The organism is Aggregatibacter sp. HK296 (assembly GCF_980469475.1).
In genome coordinates, this window is sequence record NZ_OZ413142.1 from 1,169,948 (window position 1) to 1,189,563 (window position 19,616).

17 protein-coding genes and 2 tRNA genes are annotated in these 19,616 nt (G+C 42.5%); 10 read left to right on the forward strand and 9 right to left on the reverse strand.

The genetic code is table 11. From position 1 onward, the window contains the following. Window positions 1–43: 43 nt before the first annotated feature. On the reverse strand, window positions 44–1,612 hold the full coding sequence (locus AC30SH_RS05545; RefSeq protein WP_489582401.1) for a peptide ABC transporter substrate-binding protein: 1,569 nt from the start codon (window positions 1,610–1,612) through the stop codon (window positions 44–46). Between the two features lie 37 nt (window positions 1,613–1,649). Next, complete coding sequence (locus AC30SH_RS05550; RefSeq protein WP_212510599.1) at window positions 1,650–2,015, reverse strand: YbaN family protein; 366 nt, start codon at window positions 2,013–2,015, stop codon at window positions 1,650–1,652. Window positions 2,016–2,140: 125 nt separating this feature from the next. Between AC30SH_RS05550 and prlC the strand changes: the two genes are divergently transcribed. Further along, window positions 2,141–4,180 (forward strand): oligopeptidase A, encoded by a 2,040-nt coding sequence (prlC, locus tag AC30SH_RS05555; RefSeq protein ID WP_314886413.1) that lies wholly within the window; start codon window positions 2,141–2,143, stop codon window positions 4,178–4,180. A gap of 124 nt (window positions 4,181–4,304) precedes the next feature. Here the strand turns inward: prlC and crr are convergent, their stop codons facing one another. From crr to rsgA, 4 genes are all read right to left on the reverse strand, one after another. Next, window positions 4,305–4,805, reverse strand: coding sequence for a PTS glucose transporter subunit IIA (crr, locus tag AC30SH_RS05560; protein ID WP_048750187.1), 501 nt, complete (start codon window positions 4,803–4,805; stop codon window positions 4,305–4,307). Window positions 4,806–4,868: 63 nt separating this feature from the next. Then, a complete protein-coding gene (gene ptsI, locus AC30SH_RS05565; RefSeq protein WP_109127812.1) occupies window positions 4,869–6,596 on the reverse strand; it encodes a phosphoenolpyruvate-protein phosphotransferase PtsI in 1,728 nt (575 codons plus the stop codon). Window positions 6,597–6,733: 137 nt separating this feature from the next. Beyond that, window positions 6,734–6,991, reverse strand: a complete 258-nt coding sequence (gene ptsH / locus AC30SH_RS05570) for a phosphocarrier protein Hpr (protein WP_006717733.1) — start codon at window positions 6,989–6,991, stop codon at window positions 6,734–6,736. Window positions 6,992–7,197: 206 nt separating this feature from the next. Next, entirely contained in the window at window positions 7,198–8,238 is a 1,041-nt protein-coding gene (gene rsgA / locus AC30SH_RS05575) for a small ribosomal subunit biogenesis GTPase RsgA (RefSeq protein ID WP_489582252.1), read from the reverse strand. Window positions 8,239–8,309: 71 nt separating this feature from the next. Here rsgA and orn point away from each other — a divergent pair, with 71 nt between their 5' ends. The 9 genes from orn to hflX all read left to right on the forward strand — a co-directional run bounded on the left by orn (window position 8,310) and on the right by hflX (window position 15,969). Then, window positions 8,310–8,858, forward strand: coding sequence for an oligoribonuclease (orn, locus tag AC30SH_RS05580; RefSeq protein WP_489582253.1), 549 nt, complete (start codon window positions 8,310–8,312; stop codon window positions 8,856–8,858). Between the two features lie 99 nt (window positions 8,859–8,957). Continuing rightward, window positions 8,958–9,033, forward strand: a tRNA-Gly gene (locus tag AC30SH_RS05585). A gap of 19 nt (window positions 9,034–9,052) precedes the next feature. Continuing rightward, window positions 9,053–9,128: transfer RNA gene (locus AC30SH_RS05590), tRNA-Gly, on the forward strand. A 164-nt stretch (window positions 9,129–9,292) separates the two neighbouring features. Further along, on the forward strand, window positions 9,293–9,769 hold the full coding sequence (gene tsaE / locus AC30SH_RS05595; RefSeq protein WP_489582254.1) for a tRNA (adenosine(37)-N6)-threonylcarbamoyltransferase complex ATPase subunit type 1 TsaE: 477 nt from the start codon (window positions 9,293–9,295) through the stop codon (window positions 9,767–9,769). A 12-nt stretch (window positions 9,770–9,781) separates the two neighbouring features. Beyond that, window positions 9,782–11,353 (forward strand): N-acetylmuramoyl-L-alanine amidase, encoded by a 1,572-nt coding sequence (locus AC30SH_RS05600; protein ID WP_489582255.1) that lies wholly within the window; start codon window positions 9,782–9,784, stop codon window positions 11,351–11,353. After that, on the forward strand, window positions 11,353–13,200 hold the full coding sequence (gene mutL, locus AC30SH_RS05605) for a DNA mismatch repair endonuclease MutL (RefSeq protein ID WP_212510593.1): 1,848 nt from the start codon (window positions 11,353–11,355) through the stop codon (window positions 13,198–13,200). The genes AC30SH_RS05600 and mutL overlap by 1 nt, the downstream gene beginning before the upstream one ends. A gap of 2 nt (window positions 13,201–13,202) precedes the next feature. After that, on the forward strand, window positions 13,203–14,147 hold the full coding sequence (miaA, locus tag AC30SH_RS05610) for a tRNA (adenosine(37)-N6)-dimethylallyltransferase MiaA (protein ID WP_212510592.1): 945 nt from the start codon (window positions 13,203–13,205) through the stop codon (window positions 14,145–14,147). Window positions 14,148–14,263: 116 nt separating this feature from the next. Continuing rightward, window positions 14,264–14,557, forward strand: a complete 294-nt coding sequence (hfq, locus tag AC30SH_RS05615) for an RNA chaperone Hfq (protein ID WP_109127805.1) — start codon at window positions 14,264–14,266, stop codon at window positions 14,555–14,557. Window positions 14,558–14,571: 14 nt separating this feature from the next. Then, entirely contained in the window at window positions 14,572–15,969 is a 1,398-nt protein-coding gene (gene hflX / locus AC30SH_RS05620) for a ribosome rescue GTPase HflX (protein ID WP_390882333.1), read from the forward strand. Here the strand turns inward: hflX and AC30SH_RS05625 are convergent. The 3 genes from AC30SH_RS05625 to AC30SH_RS05635 form a co-directional block, all read right to left on the reverse strand. Beyond that, a complete protein-coding gene (locus AC30SH_RS05625) occupies window positions 15,966–16,925 on the reverse strand; it encodes a sigma 54-interacting transcriptional regulator (RefSeq protein WP_314885388.1) in 960 nt (319 codons plus the stop codon). The genes hflX and AC30SH_RS05625 overlap by 4 nt on opposite strands. A 101-nt stretch (window positions 16,926–17,026) precedes the next feature. Next, window positions 17,027–18,106 carry a TIGR01620 family protein gene (locus tag AC30SH_RS05630; RefSeq protein WP_212510589.1) on the reverse strand — a complete coding sequence of 360 codons (1,080 nt, stop codon included), beginning with the start codon at window positions 18,104–18,106 and terminating at the stop codon, window positions 17,027–17,029. Between the two features lie 14 nt (window positions 18,107–18,120). Next, complete coding sequence (locus AC30SH_RS05635) at window positions 18,121–19,527, reverse strand: YcjX family GTP-binding protein (protein WP_314885390.1); 1,407 nt, start codon at window positions 19,525–19,527, stop codon at window positions 18,121–18,123. Window positions 19,528–19,616: the final 89 nt, after the last annotated feature.

A 19,616-nucleotide genomic window follows, 5' to 3' on the forward strand; every position in this document is an offset into this window, starting at 1 on the left:
TACTTTTAACACTTAAATAAACGTTCCTATTTTCAACCGCACTTTACTCAATCCGTCTAAACAAATCCTTGCTGTAAATAGCCTCTGTTGGATTGGCTGAGTCGTAACCGTTTAAGGTTGGATGAAGATAAACAGGAAGCCGAGACTGATATAGTGGCAACACCACATTTTCTTCCTGCAAAATTTGCTCAATTCGGCTATAAAGTGCGGTGCGTTCCGCCGATGGAATCACCTTCAAGCTTTGCTCAAACAAACGATCCACTTCTTCGTTACGATAACCGCTTTTATTATCTGGACTATGACTATAAAACAAACTTAAAAATGCGGAGGGTTCGTTATAATCAGCACACCAACCGGAACGGGCAATATGGAAATTGCCTTTGGCAATATTTTCTAATAACTGTGATTTCGGCATGCCTTCGCCAATAATTCGGATCATATCTGACTGTGACCACATACGAATCACCCCTTGCACTAACTGATTCTGCAATTCAGATTGTTCGTAACTCAAGGTCAGTTTTAACGGCGCTTTTTCGCTAATTTGACCTTGGCTCAATAATTGTTCTACCGGTGTTTGTTCCCAGTGACTTTCCGCCGTTTGCATAGACTGCGGTAAAAAATTATCCGTTAAATAGAACCGACTTGGGTTTTCAGGCAATAAGCGACGAGGAGATGTCAGCATCGCCAAGGCTTTACGCACGGAACTTTGTGCCAATTGTGGCATGTTGAAATTAAACGCATAGAAATAAGTACAGAGTTGCGGGAAATATTGTGTCCGTTCAACGTATTGTTGCGGTTGCCACACAATATCTAATGCGCCCACTTCCTGTTGTGAGGTGATTTTTTGATAATCCACGTTTTTGAAGGAAACTTTTTCTTTCGCCCAATAGTGTGGATTCTGTTCTAGATGAATAAGCTCACCTTGCTGACCGCTGACTTGATACGCCCCATTGGTCACGATGCCTTCATGAGGTTGCAAATATTGCGGCAACAAGCTGCTATGAGCCAGCATGTGTGGCAAATATGGCGTTGGTTTATCTAAGGTTAAGCGTAAAGTGCGGTCGTTTTCCGCCACGACTCCCAGCTCCTCCGGTGGCAGTTCTTGCTTCAATACTTTCTCTGCATTGAGCAGATTCATGTACGCCAGATAATCTTTTAACGGGCTATTAGATTTCGCCAATGCCTGCCAGCTTGCCACGAATTGCTGAGCCGTCACGGACTCACCATTGGACCATTTAGCGGTTTCGCGTAACGTAAATTGCCACGTTTTATTGTCTTGAGTTTGCCAATTTTCCGCCATCGCCGGCACGATATTGCCTTTGGCATCGTAAATCACCAATCCTTCAAAAAGATCACGCAGAAAAGCAACTTGATCAATGTTAGACGCTTGTTGTGGATTGAGAAATAAATCGGAATAAACACCGCGAACTAATCGTTGGCGACGGGATTGAGAGAATTCCGGTGTTGCAGATGCATCAACTGTTAGAGAGGTTTCGGCGGGCTTTTGAGCGTTTTTATCACATCCGTTGAGAAAAAAAACACCTAAAAAAAGCACCGCACTTTTAAATTGAAAAAGACGAAAAGCAGAAAGTGGAAAGTGAGCAACACGCATAGGAATCAATTTATGAAAAAGTGAGTGCATTATACACCTATTCTTCTTCCAGCGTTTTAATCCAGAAAAAGAAAAACCAATATTTAATCAATAACACGGTAATAATAACACTTTTGCCAATCCAACTCGGAGTGAAATAAAACCCGGCTAGCAACATTGATGTAGAAAGCATCAAAATAGAAATTTTGGTCTTCATAGTCAGCGCTCGCTGTTCATGAAAATCTTTCAAATGCTTTTGATAGATCTTAGATCCGACAAACCACCGATGTACTCGCTCGGAACCTTTGGCAAAAAAGAAGACGGTTAATAATAAAAACGGCGTAGTCGGCAAATATGGCACAATAATACCAATAATACCGACGGCTAAAAAGAAAAAACCCAATCCGGTATAAAAATACTTCATGTGAAATCCTCAAAATAAAAATTATTCGCAATTATCCCTGAATGGCTAGATTTTTCAACCTTGAAATCATAAAATCGAGCCCAATTTTACTCACTACGTTTATTTATATTATTAAGGATAGCTTCATGACAAACCCATTACTGACGCCAACCGCACTTCCTGCATTTTCTAAAATTGAACCGCAATACATTGAATCCGCCATCAAACAACTTATTCAAGAAAACCGCGAAACCGTAGAACGCGTGGTAAATCAACCGCACTTTACTTGGGAAAATTTCATTCTACCGTTAACCGAAGCCGGTGATCGTTTAAGCAAAGTATGGTCGCCAATCTCTCATTTAAACTCAGTGAAAAATAGCCCGGAATTACGTGAAGCCTATCAAGCCTGTTTGCCATTATTAGCCGAATACAGCACTTGGGTCGGTCAACATCAGGGGTTATATGAAGCCTATTTACAATTAAAAAATAGCCCTGAATTTGCCGGCTATACTCAAGCGCAAAAGAAAGCCATTGAAAACAGCTTGCGCGATTTCAAATTATCGGGCATTTCCTTGCCGGCAGAAAAACAAAAACGCTATGGCGAGATTGCTGCCCGCTTGTCCGAACTGAATTCACAATTTAGCAATAACGTATTAGACGCCACCATGGGCTGGGAAAAGATCGTTGAAGATGTCAACCTGCTCAAAGGCTTACCGGAATCCGCACTGGAAGCGGCCAAACAATCCGCGGAAAGCAAAGGTGTCACAGGTTATCGCTTCACCTTGGAATACCCAAGCTATATTCCCGTAATGACGTATTGTGAAAACCGTGAATTACGCGAGGAAATGTATCGCGCCTTTGCCACCCGCGCGTCCGATCAAGGGCCAAATGCCGGTAAATGGGATAACTCGGCGATTATGCAAGAGATCCTCACTCTACGCGTGGAATTAGCCAAATTATTGGATTTCAACACCTACACCGAATTATCCCTTGCCACCAAAATGGCGGAAAATCCGCAACAAGTGTTGGATTTCTTAGAAAATCTCGCCACACGTTCTAAAGCCCAAGGCGAACGTGAATTGCAAGAATTAAAAGACTTCTGCAAAACACATTATAATTTGACCGCACTTGAGCTTTGGGATCTGTCTTTTTACAGCGAAAAACAAAAGCAACATTTATATGCCATCAACGATGAAGAATTGCGTCCGTACTTCCCGGAAGATCGCGTATTGAGCGGTTTATTTGAATTGATTAAACGCATTTTTAATATTCGCGCGGTGGAACGCCATGGCGTCGAAACCTGGCATAAAGATGTGCGTTTCTTCGATTTACTTGATGAAAAAGATGACGTACGCGGTAGCTTCTATTTAGACTTATACGCTCGTGAACATAAACGCGGTGGCGCTTGGATGGACGATTGTATCGGTCGTCGTAAAACGATTGACGGCAGCCTACAAAAACCGGTGGCGTACTTAACCTGTAACTTCAATCGCCCACTTGGCGACCAACCGGCCTTATTCACGCATGATGAAGTCACGACGCTATTCCATGAATTCGGTCATGGATTGCATCATATGTTGACACAAATTGATGTGGCCGATGTGGCCGGTATTAATGGTGTGCCTTGGGATGCCGTGGAATTGCCAAGCCAATTTATGGAAAACTGGTGCTGGGAGGAAGAGGCGCTACAGTTCATTTCCGGTCATTATCAAACCGGCGAACCGCTACCAAAAGAGAAACTCAGCCAATTACTTAAAGCCAAAAATTTCCAAGCTGCGATGTTTGTTTTGCGTCAGTTAGAATTTGCGCTGTTTGATTTCCGCTTGCACCACACATTTGATCCGAACAAGCAAAATCAAGTGTTAGCGATGTTACACGAAGTGAAAAGCCAAGTTGCCGTCATCCCTGGCGCAGAATGGGGAAGAATGCCACATAGCTTCAGTCATATTTTTGCCGGTGGCTATGCGGCAGGCTATTACAGCTATTTATGGGCGGAGGTTTTATCGGCAGATGCCTACTCGCGTTTTGAAGAAGAAGGGATTTTCAATGCCCAAACCGGCCAATCCTTCTTGGATGAAATTCTCACCAAAGGCGGCTCTGAAGAACCGATGACCTTGTTCAAAAACTTCCGTGGCCGCGAACCACAGTTAGATGCGTTGCTGCGTCACAAAGGTATTGCAAACTAAAAATGCTGAAAAAAATGACCGCACTTTTGCGGCAATCAAAGTGCGGTCATTATTCAATGTGTTTTTGAACTTATAAAAAAGGCTTACTCATAACAAGTAAGCCTTTCGCTTCTTTAAAATCTATTTATTTTTTCAACACCAACACAACGGAATCTCCGGCAACCACTTCACCGGATTTTTTCTCCATATTGGTGATTTCATCCATGTTGGAAATCACCACTGGGGTTAACACAGATTTCGCTTTGGCTTCCAATAAGGCTAAATCCAATTCGATAATGGTGTCACCACGTTTAACGCTTTGACCTTCTTGCGCCACGCGAGTAAAACCTTCACCTTTTAATTCAACGGTATCAATACCAAAGTGAACGAATAACTCAACGCCTTCTTTGGATTCCATAGAAAACGCGTGATTGGTTTCAAAGATTTTACCGACAACGCCATCTACCGGTGCAACCAGTTTGTTACCGGTTGGACGAATTGCAATACCGTCGCCAACAATTTTTTCGGAGAAAACAACATCCGGAACATCTTCAATATTCACGATTTCACCAGAAAGCGGTGCATAGATTTCTACATCAACCGCTTTCTTATCTTTTGAGCCAAATAGTTTGTCAAATAAACCCATTTTTTATCATCTCCTGAAGTTTAAAATCTGGTCTTATTCTAGCTTAAAAAGCGAAAATTGTATCTAATTTAATGCTTTTTCTGCTAAAAAATCAGCAACTAAGCGCTCAATTTCGGCAGCCGTTGGTTGCTGTAACGCTTTTTCAGCCAAGAGTTTTGCATCTTGATAATTGACGTTACGAATTAATTTCTTAATGCGTGGCACAGAAATTGCACTCATACTAAACTCATCCAAGCCCATACCTAATAGTAAAATAGTGGCATTTTCATCACCGGCTAATTCACCACACATGCCGGTCCATTTTCCTTCCGCATGAGATGCATCAATAACCTGTTTAATTAAACTCAGCACAGACGGACTCATTGGGTTATACAAATGAGAAATGAGTTCATTGCCACGATCCACGGCCAACGTATATTGGGTTAAATCGTTCGTACCAATACTGAAGAAATCGACCTCTTTTGCTAAGAATTTGGCATTCACCGCAGCGGATGGCGTTTCCACCATCACACCGATTTGAATATTTTCATCAAAATCTTTGCCTTCATTGCGTAATTCAACTTTTAATTCTTCAATCACAGATTTAAGCTCTCGAATTTCTTCCACAGAAATGATCATCGGAAACATAACGGCTAATCGACCGTAAGCAGATGCGCGTAACACTGCTCTTAATTGCGCATTTAAAATTTCACGACGATCCAACGCAATACGAATAGCACGCCAACCGAGGAATGGGTTCATTTCTTTCGGCAAATTCAAATACGGCAATTCTTTATCGCCACCGATATCCATGGTACGCAATATCACCAAGTTACCATTCATGGCTTCCACTACTTCTTTATAAGCAATAAATTGCTCTTCTTCGGTTGGTAGCTGATCGCGATCCATAAACAAGAATTCAGTACGATATAAACCCACACCTTCTGCACCATTACGCTCTGCCCCTTCAACATCGCGAATGGTCCCAATATTGGCCACCACATCCACACGGTGTCCATCTAACGTCAATGCCGGTAAATCTTTTAATTTTGCCAATTCGGCTTTTTCTTCCGCTAACTTCGCTTGCAATGTTTTTAGACGTTGGATTTCGTCTTGGGAAGGGTTAACGTAAACCGCATTATTTAAGGCATCAAGAATTAAGAAATCACCGGTGTTCACCAACTCGGTAACATTGTTCGTCCCCACAATTGCCGGTAATTCAAGAGAACGTGCCATAATGGACGTATGTGATGTGCGACCGCCGATATCCGTCACAAAACCTAACACTTTATCTAAATTTAACTGTGCCGTTTCAGAGGGCGTTAAATCATAGGCAACTAAAATCGCTTCTTCATTAATTTCGCCTAAATCAACAATGTGCATCCCTAAAATATTTTTAATCAATCGATTGCCAATGTCGCGAATATCACCGGCACGTTCTTTTAAGTATTCGTCATCAATTTCAGACAACATGGCGACTTGCTGATCAATAATTACATTGGCAGCTACGGCAGCATTCACCTTATTTGAACGAAGATAATCAAGAATTTCTTCCTCTAACTCCTCATCTTCCAGAATCATCAAATGGCCTTCGAAAATCGCCGCTTTTTCTTCCCCTAAAGAAGCATAAGCACGATCTTTTATTGAATTTAATTGTTCAACTGCCGCACTGCGCCCTTCATAAAAACGCGCGATTTCGGCATCAATTTGGCTCTCTTTAATTTTTTGCGTATCCAGAACAATTTTTTCTTCTTTAAGGACAAGCGCTTTACCAAAAACAATGCCTGGAGAGGCTGGAATTCCTGAAATCATAATGACCTTCTCTATTATCTAAATTCATTGATGTAAATTGAACAAAAATCAATCACCGAACAAATAAAACAAAGCCATAACTCACGGCTCTCCATGCTTTTATTAAAAACATAAGAACGCAAATTATGGCGAAAGAATTATTCTAACGTAGGAATTAATGCAACAAGATGCTCAACTGCTTTTTCCGCATCTTCACCTTCAGCAGAAATCGTAATCACCGTCCCTTGAGTTAAGGCTAATGTTTGTAATTTAAATAAACTTTTTGCACTTGCACTTTTCCCTGCAGAAGTAACGGTAATATCTGCGGCAAATGCTTTTGCTTCTTTTACAAATTGTGCCGCCGGACGAGTATGCAAGCCGTTAGGTGCTGTGATTTCAACATCTTTTGAATACATATGATTTTCCTCTGGAAAAAGTGGATAGGATTCGTTAAACATTTATTTAAATAATAAAAATAAATATAATGCAGTATCAGACTAACACAATGAATGCGCAAGGCGATTTGCTGTAAAATTTGAATTAGATCACAAAAAAAATAGAAAATCAGTTAATCCATTAACCAATAATTAACATTTCATACCTAAAAAACGGTAAATGACTTTTATTCGGCAGAAAAATGGCGCTGCGACTTCATTTCTTTTTTACTGGTTAACAAACGGTGGTAGTTTTCATAGCGAACAGCACTGATTTTGCCTTCTTCTACTGCCTGACGTAAGGCACATCCCGGATCATTTAAATGCTTACAATCACGAAACTTACAGGTGCCCAGCACAGTTTGGAATTCTCGATAACCTTTTGTAATCTGCTCATCTTCCAAATGCCACAAACCAAATTCACGGATACCCGGCGAATCAATTAAACTGCCACCTTGCGGTAAATGATATAAACGAGAAGAGGTCGTGGTGTGTTGCCCAAGACCTGAGGTTGAACTAATTTCCCCGACCAGCGCCGCCACATTCGGCAAAACGGCATTAATCAAACTGGATTTTCCCACACCGGATTGCCCCACAAAAATAGACACGCCATCCGCTAAAAGTGCGGTCAGTTTTTCCAGATTTTTTTTATTCTGCGCGGAAACCATCAGTGTTTGATAGCCAATATCACGATAAATTTTCAGTTGTGAATCCACCTCTTGCCATTGTTGTTCCGTCAGCATATCGGCTTTATTCAACACAATAATCGGTTCAATGTTGGCTTCTTCGCACACCACCAAATAACGATCAATAATATTCAACGACAAACTCGGCAATACAGAAGAAATGATGATAATACGATCAATATTGGCAGCAATCACTTTAATGCCGTCATAATAATCCGGACGGGAAATTTCATTTTTGCGCGGATGAACCCCTTCAATTACCCCACTCACTCCTTGCAACTGTTCATTGCCTTGCCGCCAAATCACGCGATCCCCGACGACAACGCTCACTAATGTGCGACGCAAGTTACAACGAAAAATCTCACCTTGCGCATTTTCCACATCCGCATGACGGGCATAGCGCGTGACAACCAAGCCATCTTGCGACTCGCCCAGCATCTCATCCTGCCAATCCACGTCTTTCTTCTGATGGCGATGTAATACCTTATGATTATTGGACTGAATTCGGCGTTTTTGATTTTGCGTTAATTTGGGTTTACTCATATAAGTGCGGTCGTTTTTTCTCGCGTTTTTCGCTAGAATAAGGAAAATTTTTGCATAGGATACCTTATATAATGGCATTAGATAAACAAAATCTGATCTGGATTGATCTTGAAATGACAGGCTTAGATCCGGAAAAAGAACGCATCATTGAAATCGCAACCATTGTGACCGATAAAAATTTAAATATTCTTGCCGAAGGCCCTGTTCTAGCCGTCCATCAATCTGACGAATTACTCAATAAAATGAGCGACTGGTGCGTAAAAACCCACACCGCCAATGGGCTGGTTGAACGTGTTAAAAACAGCAAATTGACCGAACGCGCGGCAGAATTACAAACCTTAGATTTTCTCAAGAAATACGTTCCAAAAGGAGTATCCCCCATTTGTGGCAACAGTGTGGCACAAGACAAACGCTTTCTCTTTAAATATATGCCGGAGCTTGCAGACTACTTCCACTATCGCCACCTTGATGTCAGTACATTAAAAGAATTAGCCGCCCGCTGGAAACCGGAAATTCTGGACGGCTTTAGTAAACAAAACACCCATTTGGCGTTAGACGATATTCGCGAATCCATCAAAGAACTCGCTTACTATCGCGAACATTTTTTAAAGATGGACTAAAATCGACGAATATATAAACAAGCGCATCATTTTCATGATTTTATACTTGCACTGCCTAAAAATATTCGTATAATGCCGTCTCATTCATTTGATGTGAATGCGGGAATAGCTCAGTTGGTAGAGCACGACCTTGCCAAGGTCGGGGTCGCGAGTTCGAGCCTCGTTTCCCGCTCCATTCTCAACATCAACTCTCTGCGGGAATAGCTCAGTTGGTAGAGCACGACCTTGCCAAGGTCGGGGTCGCGAGTTCGAGCCTCGTTTCCCGCTCCAAATTCACAATCCCTCGCTTTTGCGGGGGATTTTTTTATGCTTAACAAGTAACTTTCACGATGACATTTGTGCCCTCACTCTTGGCAAGCTTACGTAATCATAAAACTACATAATTCCCTCAAAGTGCGGTACAATCCTGCCTTATTTTTCAACCGGCGAAGAAGATGACTGAAACATTAATTCAATATATTTCTGATGAAAATGCCATGTGTAATTTTGGCAAAAAACTCATTGATGCCATTTGCCAAATGCCAAATCATAAAGGCATTACACTCTATCTAAACGGAGAACTCGGTGCGGGGAAAACCACATTAAGCCGTGGCATGATTCAAGCGTTGGGTTATCAAGGCAATGTAAAAAGCCCTACTTATACGCTCGTGGAAGAATATAAAATTTCAGGAAAAAATATTTATCATTTTGACTTATATCGCCTGTCTGATCCGGAAGAACTTGAATTTATGGGCATCCGCGATTACTTCGCAGAAAACACAATTTGTTTAATTGAGTGGGCTGAAAAAGGTGCCGGTTTGCTCTCTGCACCGGATTTACTCGTCAATATTCATTACGCCGAACATGCCCGCAATATTGAATTAATTGCTAAATCTGAAACCGGTCGACACATTATTGAAAAACTGAATTAACCTTTTATCACAATGAAACCCAAAACGATGTTTAGATTTCTTTTGATTAACAGCCTTTTCTTTTTTGCGCTCTCAGCGTTTGCAAATAATACTTGGACGATAGCGATCGACCCGGGCCATGGCGGAAAAGACCCCGGCGCAATCGGACACAATCTCAAAATTTATGAAAAAAATGTCACACTTTCCATCGCCAAAGAATTAAAAGCATTACTGGATAAAGATCCTCACTTCCGTGCAGTACTCACCCGTAACGGCGATTATTTTATTTCCGTGCCGCAACGTTCCGAAATTGCTCGCAAATACAAAGCAAATTATTTAGTTTCTATCCATGCCGATTCCTCCGAAACCCCGAATTTACGCGGCGCTTCTGTGTGGGTTCTCTCCAATCGCCGTGCCAATGATGAAATGGGGCAATGGCTGGAAGATCATGAAAAACGTTCAGAATTACTCGGCGGCGCCGGTAACGTGCTTGCTTCACATAACGAAAAATACTTAGATCAAACCGTATTGGATTTACAATTTGGTCATAGCCAACGCGTAGGATATGAGTTGGGCAATATCGTTTTACGCCATTTTTCCCAAATTGCCTCTTTAAGCCGTCCAACACCACGCCATGCCAGCCTTGGTGTTTTGCGCTCACCGGATATTCCCTCCATTTTGGTAGAAACCGGTTTTCTATCGAATCAAGAAGAAGAGCTTAAATTAAGTACGCCGGCATACCGTAAAAAAATCGCCCAAGTTATTTACAACGGCTTAGTGGAGTACCACCGTAAAAACTATAAAGACGAACCTGAAATTGCCACGGTAAAAACGCCTGAAAAATCTACCGCACTTGAGACAAACGATAGCGCTTTACGCCACACCGTAAAATCTGGTGAAAGTCTAACAAAACTTGCGGCCAAATACGGCGTAAAAGCAGCGGACATTCTTACGTTGAATAAATTAAAACGCAAAGAATTGCGAATCGGCGAAACCATTAAAATTCCAAGTAACGGCAAAAATAACGTCAAGGAAAGCGTTGAAGAAAAAGAGAGTCAAACACAAGTTTCTCAGGAAAACCCCCAAGAGATTAAATCTGTCGACATTAAAGATAGTGGTATTCGTCATACCGTAAAACGAGGCGAATCCTTAGGTAAATTAGCCTTAAAATATAAAGTTTCCTCTGCTGACATCCTTACGTTCAATAAACTCAAGCGAAAAGAACTCTTGGTGGGTGAAACCCTGAAAATTCCGGGAGACGCCAAAATAGAAGAAGTAAAAACAGAAAAAACACCAAAAACAAACGCTCCAAACGCTAAGGAAACCAAATCGACAGAAACTAAGGCTGCGGATAAAAGTAAAAAACAAGAGAAATCCAATAACAGCCCTACTAAGCCGAAAGAGCAAAGTAAAAATAAGGTGGAAGTCAAAGAAGCAATACCGAAATTCCATACGGTGCAAAAAAATGAAACTCTTTACTCCATCGCGCGAGAATATAAAGTTTCACCGAATAAACTGTTGAAATTAAACCCAAAATTAAAAGATGGCAAAGTGTTAAGCGGACAAAAAATCCAACTGCTTGACGATAATCCAGGGAAAAAATAATGACCATACGTATTTTATCGCCACAATTAGCCAACCAAATTGCTGCCGGAGAAGTGGTGGAACGCCCTGCTTCGGTGGTAAAAGAATTAGTGGAAAACAGCCTGGATGCCGGTGCCGATAAAATTCAAATTGATATTGAAAACGGCGGCGCCAGTCTTATTCGGATTCGCGACAACGGCATTGGTATTGCCAAGGAAGAATTGGCTTTAGCACTTGCCCGTCACGCCACCAGTAAAATCGCTGATCTTGCCGATTTGGAAGCCATTTTAAGTTTGGGATTCCGTGGCGAAGCCCTTGCCAGCATCAGTTCTGTTTCCCGTTTGACTCTAACCTCTCGTACCGCAGAACAAAATGAAGCTTGGCAGGTATATGCCCAAGGCCGCGACATGGAAACGACTATTCAACCCGCATCCCATCCAGTGGGAACGACAGTTGAAGTGGCAAATTTATTTTTTAACACGCCCGCCCGTCGCAAATTTTTACGTTCCGAGAAAACCGAATTTTCTCATATTGATGAAGTCATTCGTCGTATTGCCTTGGCCAAATTTAATATCAGTTTTACCCTCACGCATAATGGCAAAGTATTACGCCAATACAAAAGTGCGGTCACGAATGAACAAAAATTAAAACGTGTTGCAGCGATTTGTGGCGATGATTTTATTCAGAATGCATTGCAAATTGATTGGAAACACGATGATCTGCATTTATCCGGCTGGGTAGCTACGCCATACTTTCACCGCCCGCAAAATGATTTAAATTATTGTTATGTGAATGGGCGGGTGGTGCGCGATAAAATCATTACTCACGCTATCCGTCAGGCCTATGCAGACTATTTAACCAACGATCAGTACCCTGCTTTTGTGCTGTTTATTGATCTTAATCCAAATGATGTTGATGTGAACGTACATCCTACCAAACATGAAGTGCGTTTCCAGCAATCTCGTTTGGTACATGATTTCATCACTCAAGGCATCAGCAATGCATTAGCCTCCGAGCCAATGCCGTTGAATACACCGCCAACAGAATGTGGCGTGGAAGAACCTGCCGGTGCATGGGAAGTTTCAACGCATACGAAACCTAATCGTTCGGCTGCGGGACAAAATATATTTGCCCAACCGATGGTTCATTCTGCCAATACCTACATAGGAAATAGATATCACGAACCACCAAAACAGCAGCAAAATCCACCGCACTTTTATGGTAGCTCGTTCCCTCGTGAGCCGATAACACCGAAGGTACTCGAGGCGCATAACGCATTGTGGGCGTCTTCGGAGAAACACGTGCAAAGCAACGTAACCGAAGTCAAAAAGCCAAATACCAATTTCTTGCACGCCCTTGCATTAATTCAACATAAAGCCTTGTTGTTACAGCAAGAACAACGTTTTTACTTGCTCTCGCTTGCGTGTTTGCAACAACTCAAACAAACGCTGAATTTAACTTTAGCGCCAACCTCTCAACCATTGTTAATTCCAATTATTTTCCGTTTATCGGATGCGCAATGGCAGGCATGGCTTCAACAAAAAGCCTTTTTCGAGCAAATCGGCTTTGTTTTTATGGAAGAAGCGGCACAACATAAAATCACGTTACAAAAAGTATCGGCACATTTGCGCCAACAAAACTTACAACACATGATTGTGTCGTTATTGAATCAATCTTTCGAAAATTTACCTGAATTTTTGACCGCACTTTTGGCACCTTTAGCCTCCCCGCCAATCACCGTGCTTGCCGATGCGGTAAATTTACTGACTGAAACAGAACAATTACTCGCGAAACAGCAGCAAATTCGCCTGTTAGATTTACTCGTCGAAATTGACTGGCAGCCTTATTTAACTCAATTAACCCGCTAACTATGCAGCATTCAGAACACAAACCTTTAGCGATTTTTTTAATGGGGCCTACCGCCTCCGGCAAAACGGATTTGGCAATCCAGTTGCGCCAACAATTGCCCGTGGAAGTTATCAGTGTGGATTCTGCCCTGATTTATCGCGGCATGGACATTGGCACGGCGAAACCCTCAAAAGCCGAACTGGCACTGGCACCTCATCGTTTAATTGATATTTGCGATCCGTCAGAAAGTTATTCTGCGGCAAATTTCCGCACAGATGCTTTACGCGAAATGCAAGAGATTAGCGCACAAGGCAAAATCCCCTTATTGGTGGGCGGCACAATGTTGTATTACAAAGCCTTATTGGAAGGTCTGTCGCCCCTCCCCTCCGCCGACGAAAAAGTGCGGTCGGAAATTGAGGCAAAAGCAGCACTTATCGGTTGGGGTGGATTACACCAAGAACTCAGTAAAATCGATCCGATTTCAGCACAACGCATTAACCCGAACGACTCGCAACGGATTAACCGCGCATTAGAAGTCTTTTATTTAACTGGTAAGACCTTAACGGAATTAACGGCACAAAAAGGCGAGGCCTTGCCGTATGACATTCTGCAATTTGCGATTGCACCGGAACAACGAGAGGTCTTACATCTTCGAATTGAGCAACGTTTTCACAAAATGATTGAACTTGGTTTTCAGCAAGAGGTCGAAAAATTGTGCCGTCGTCCCGACTTAAACGAGAACCTGCCGTCTATTCGCTGTGTGGGTTATCGACAAATGTGGGAATATTTACGCGGTGATTATGACCACGATGAGATGATTTTTCGTGGTATCTGCGCCACCCGCCAATTAGCAAAACGCCAGATCACTTGGCTACGTGGTTGGACATCACCGATTCAATGGTTGGATAGTTTGCACCCGGCTCAAGCCCTTGAAAAAGTATTAACATCGGTTTCAACGAAAGCGTAAAACACAGATTGCGCCTAGTGACTTTCAATATAATTGTTGCTATATTGATTTGCGGAGGCATACAGCTTGCTGTATTGTTTTAATTCATCATTTTTTACAAAAAGAAGGAAAGAAAAATGGCAAAAGGACAATCTCTACAAGATCCTTACTTGAATGCATTACGTCGTGAACGCATTCCCGTTTCAATCTATTTAGTAAACGGTATCAAATTACAAGGGCAAATCGAATCGTTTGACCAATTCGTGATTTTATTGAAAAACACGGTAAATCAAATGGTTTATAAACACGCAATTTCAACTGTTGTTCCGGCACGTTCTGTCGCACATCACAATGCGAACCAACAGCAACAACACCAAGTACAACAGGAAACTCCTTCTGTAGAAAACAATATTGATGCTCAAGCAGAATAACAAAGCGGAAAATATTGGCTAATTTACTCGATAATTTAACTCAACAACGTTTAACTGAAAGTGCGGTGGATTCTGCGGAAATTTCCACCGCACTTTTTGCGTCTGAAAATCCCCAAAAAAATGAACATCACGCATTGAACAATGCCATTATCGTGCACTGTTTTTTTGAAGGACAGAAAAATGTAGACGATTTAAACGAATTTCAACTCCTTGCCAAATCTGCTCAAGCACATATTCTCACCGTCATCACCGGTAGCCGCAGTTCGCCACAAGCCAAATATTTTGTTGGGCAAGGCAAAGCGGAAGAAATTGCCGATGCGGTCAAACAATACCAGGCCGATTTAATTTTAGTAAACCATACCTTAACGCCTGCACAAGCCCGAAATCTAGAAAGCTTGTGTGATTGTCGCGTAGTCGATCGCAACGGCTTAATTTTAGATATTTTTGCTCAACGCGCCCGCTCTCACGAAGGGAAATTACAAGTGGAACTGGCCCAGTTAAAACACCTCGCCACACGTTTGGTGCGTCGTAAAACCGGGCTAGATCAACAAAAAGGTGCGGTGGGCTTGCGTGGCCCCGGTGAAACTCAACTGGAAACCGACCGTCGTTTAATTAAAGTGCGTATCAACCAGTTACAAAATCGCTTGGAAAAAGTCGCCAAGCAACGTAATCAGAATCGTCAAACGCGCCAAAAAGCAGATATCCCGACTATTTCTTTAGTGGGTTACACCAATGCCGGAAAATCTACCCTGTTTAATTTATTGACCTCTGCCAATGTGTATGCGGCGGATCAGTTATTTGCTACGCTCGATCCCACATTGCGTCGACTCAGTTTAAAAGATGTCGGCACAACGATTTTGGCGGACACGGTTGGCTTTCTACGGGATTTGCCCCACGATTTAATTTCCGCCTTCAAATCCACCTTACAGGAAACCACCGAAGCCGCATTATTGCTCCATGTGGTTGATTGCGCCGATCCCCGCAAATTAGAAAATATCGAGGCGGTGAATCACGTTTTGGAAGAAATCGGGGCGCAAGATGTGCCACGATTGTTGGTGTACAACAAAATTGATCAATTAGAAAATGTGGTATCGCATATAGAATACGATGAAAAACATCACCCAAGTGCGGTCTATATTTCGGCTAATTCTGCAGATGGCCTTGAACTTTTATTGGACGCGATTCGTGTTCGTTTAACAGATTATATTCTCCAATTCCCGCTTCAACTGTCACCGTCGGAAGGCAAAATCCGTCATGCGCTGTATGAACTGAATTGCGTGGAAAAAGAAGAAATCAGTGAATATGGTGAGTTTTTATTGAGTATTCGTCTTGAAAAAACAGAATGGCTGAAACTGGTGAAACGTTTTCCTATACTTGAAGCATTTAATCCAATTCAGCCGGAAGAAGACTAGGTTTTGCCAATTCCATATTGACGTAATTTATTGGCGATTGCCGTGTGGGAAACACCCAAGCGAGCGGCAAGTTTTCGGGAGCTCGGGTATTGGGCGTAAAATTTGGTCAGCACTGCCGCTTCAAATCGCCCTACCATTTCCTCTAAGGTTGTACCTTCCATCATCAATCCCTCCATCTCTTGCGATGCAGAGACCGATGTTTCCAAACCTAAATCCTCAATATGCAACTGATTATCTTTTGTTAAGGAAACCGCGCGGTACAAGGCATTATAGAGTTCACGAATATTGCCGAACCAAGGATATTGTTGAAGATAATGTAAAAATCCAGCATCAAAGTGCGGTGCAGAAATGGCGAGTTTTTCACTGATTTCTCGGATAAATTGACGAGCTAGTGGCTCAATATCTTCCACGCGATCGCATAATCGAGGCAAGTTTAACGTCAGCACATTTAATCGATGAAACAAATCACTGCGCATTTTGCCTTGTTCTACATAATGTTGCAGTGGCTGTTGTGTGGTACAAATGACGCGAACATTGGCGTAATGTTCCTCTTCCTCACCCACACGACGAAAAGTGCCGTCACTTAAAAAACGGAGTAGCTTTGCCTGTAAGGTTAAGGGCAACTCCTCCACCCCGTCCAACAACACCGTGCCGCCATCCGCATATTCAAAAAAACCGATAAACTCGCCGTCTTTATTGCGTCGCCCGAACATTTCCGTTTCCGCATCTTCTCCCGGAATACCGGCGCAATTCACCGCAAGAAATTCCTTATTTCGACGCGTACTAAAATCATGGCAAGCTTTGGCGATCACATCTTTTCCCGTGCCGGTTTCACCTTGAATCAATAATGGCGCATCCAATAAAGCAAATTTTTTCGCTTTGGCGATAATGTCCTGCATTTGCGGATTTCGCGTCACGATATGAGAAAAAGCATCAATATTTGGGGACGTTGCCATAAGAAGCCTCAAGAAATAAAAAGCACATTCGGTAGAAAACAGCAGTTATGATACCGTTACAACAAAGAATCGCAACCATTTTGGCAAGTTTTATTTACAGTTTACACCTTGTCTTTTTGCTTTACTTTCAAATTATCAAAAATACTCGCGCCAAGATGACTCAATAATTCTTTATGAATATGAGATAAACGCGGTTTTTCATTCGACTCAAATGCCAACGGACGACAAAATTCCATGGCTTTAATGCCCAATCGCGCCGTCAACAATCCAACGCCAATGCCCTGTGCGGCACGGGCAGAAAGTTTAGCGGTGAGATCTTGCGAAAGCCAATTCACACCAAGATCTTGAATCAATTCTGTCGCTCCGGCAAAGGCCATATTCACCAACACCATGCGCAACAAACGAAGGCGGCTGACATAGCCCAATTCAATGCCATAAAGCCGTGCAATTTGGTTGACCAAACGAATGTTGCGCCAAGCAATAAAAAACATATCTGCCAACGCCAGCGGGCTAATTGCTACCAATGCGGCCGACTCTGTCGTTGCTTTGTTAATGAGTTTTTTGGCCTGTTTATCAAATGGCTGCAACACATTTTGACTGAACAAATGCAATACTTCCGGCACGGAATAAGATTCGTTCATTTGCTGACGCCACTTCGCCAAATCGCTTTGTTGCGCGTCCAGTTTCATTAATTTGCCCATTTGCTCACACAATTCAATCGCTTGTTGATGGGTTGCCGCAGAAAATTCACCGTGAGAAACGACCGCACTTTCCAGCCATTCACGGCTTTGATGCTGCATTTCACCCCGCTTACGCAAGTGCACCAAACGTCGCCACTCACCAATGATGGCAGAAATGCCAAGTAACACCGCCAAACATAACACCAAGGAAAAGGCAAAATAGATCCATTGATTTTGCTGCCAAGTATCCACCAGCCATTGTACGGACTGCGCCACTGTCGCCGTAAAAAATAAAAGTGCGGTTCCTATCAGGGCTCGGTTCCACCAACGCGGTGGCGGTTGAACACTTTGCTCAAATTGCACTTCTAACAATTCACCTTCCAAAGGCACATTGTCTGCATCCGTATCCGGCACAGCCTGTTCTTCATGAAATTCCTGCTTGGCGATGAAAGCTTCCTGTTGTTCAACCTGCTCCTGTTGACTAAAAATCGTTTTTTCCATTCTGCTTGCTCCTGTTATAACTTATCGCCCAGCAAAAATTGCAACACGGCATCCATTCGTAAGTGCGGTATGTTTTCACCCTGTTCTAAACGGCGCGGTTCAAACTGATCAAATTCAAATTTTTGATCTTGCCAAAAATCAGCACTCGGCAATTTACTCGGCACACTGCCGGGATAAAGCGTGACTTTTTGCAAATCGCTACTCCGCACGCCTTGAATGGCTTTAAATTGACGACCATGTTGATTTACCACCATCTGTTGCGTTGCCCGAATAGACGCAATGGCGGTGTAATCGGTAGCAATATCGGCAAACTCCACGTAACGCCCGCCATCCTGTACTAACTGACGCATGAGGCTGACCAAATTCGGTAACTGATCGGTGGTGATATGATCTGCTTTGGTGGCGATAAACATCAATTTATCGATTTTCGGCGAAAAAAGGCGGTTCAAGAAATTACGTTTGCCGTAATGAAAATTGCGAAACAGTTGATGTAACGCTAATTGCATGTCCTCAAACGCTTCGCGACTGTGATTCAACGGCGTTAAGCAATCCGCCAAAATCACTTGCCGATCAAAAGTGGAAAAATACTGTTGATAAAAATCTTTCACAATGTGCCGACGGTAATAATCGTAGCGTTTTTGCAACACCGCAAAATAACTGTTTTCTTTCGCTTCATTTTTCACTTGTTGCCATTGTGATTCGGTTAAATGCAACAAGGGGAAAAATTGCAAAGCCGGTGCCCCCTCCAGCTCACCGGGTAACACAAATCGCCCCGGCTGAATAAAATGCAATCCGTGCTGTTTACATTGCCATAAATAATCGGTGTAATCCTTGGCTAGTTGCGCCAAAATATCCTCATCCGCCGGCGCAGTTAAATTCACGTTTTGAGCTTTTTCCAACCAGCTTTGTGCAAATTTCAAATGTGTCGAATTAAGCTGCCGCTGCAATTCTAGCGACCATTGCTGAAAATCCAAATCCAACAACGGCAAATCCAACAGCCATTCTCCCGGATAATCAAAAATATCCAGATACAACGTCCCTTTTTCTTTCACATGACGCAATAAACCGCTACTGCGCTGATAACGAATCGCCAGACGTGTTTCACTTACGCCTTTGGTGGACTGTGGCCACTTCGGTGGTTGTTGAGACAATGCGTTAAGATTGCCTTCATAATCAAAACGAGGGACGGACAAATCCAATTGCGGAATACGTTTTACCGCAATAATGCCATGTCGGCGTGCCGCATCAAACAAGGGAAGATGGCTATTATCGACGCGATTAATATGTAACAACTGATTAATTAAACTCGTAATAAACGCAGTTTTTCCACTTCGACTTAGCCCTGTCACAGCAATGCGTAATGTACGATCCAAACCGCGATTAACCAGTTCATTTAATTCTTTTTGCAGATGATTTAGCATAATTTCCGTTCTTTTTAATTAAGGGAAAATGACATAGATAATGAGCGATATTATACCGAAAAAATGAAGAGGCGCTTAATTTGCTTGGG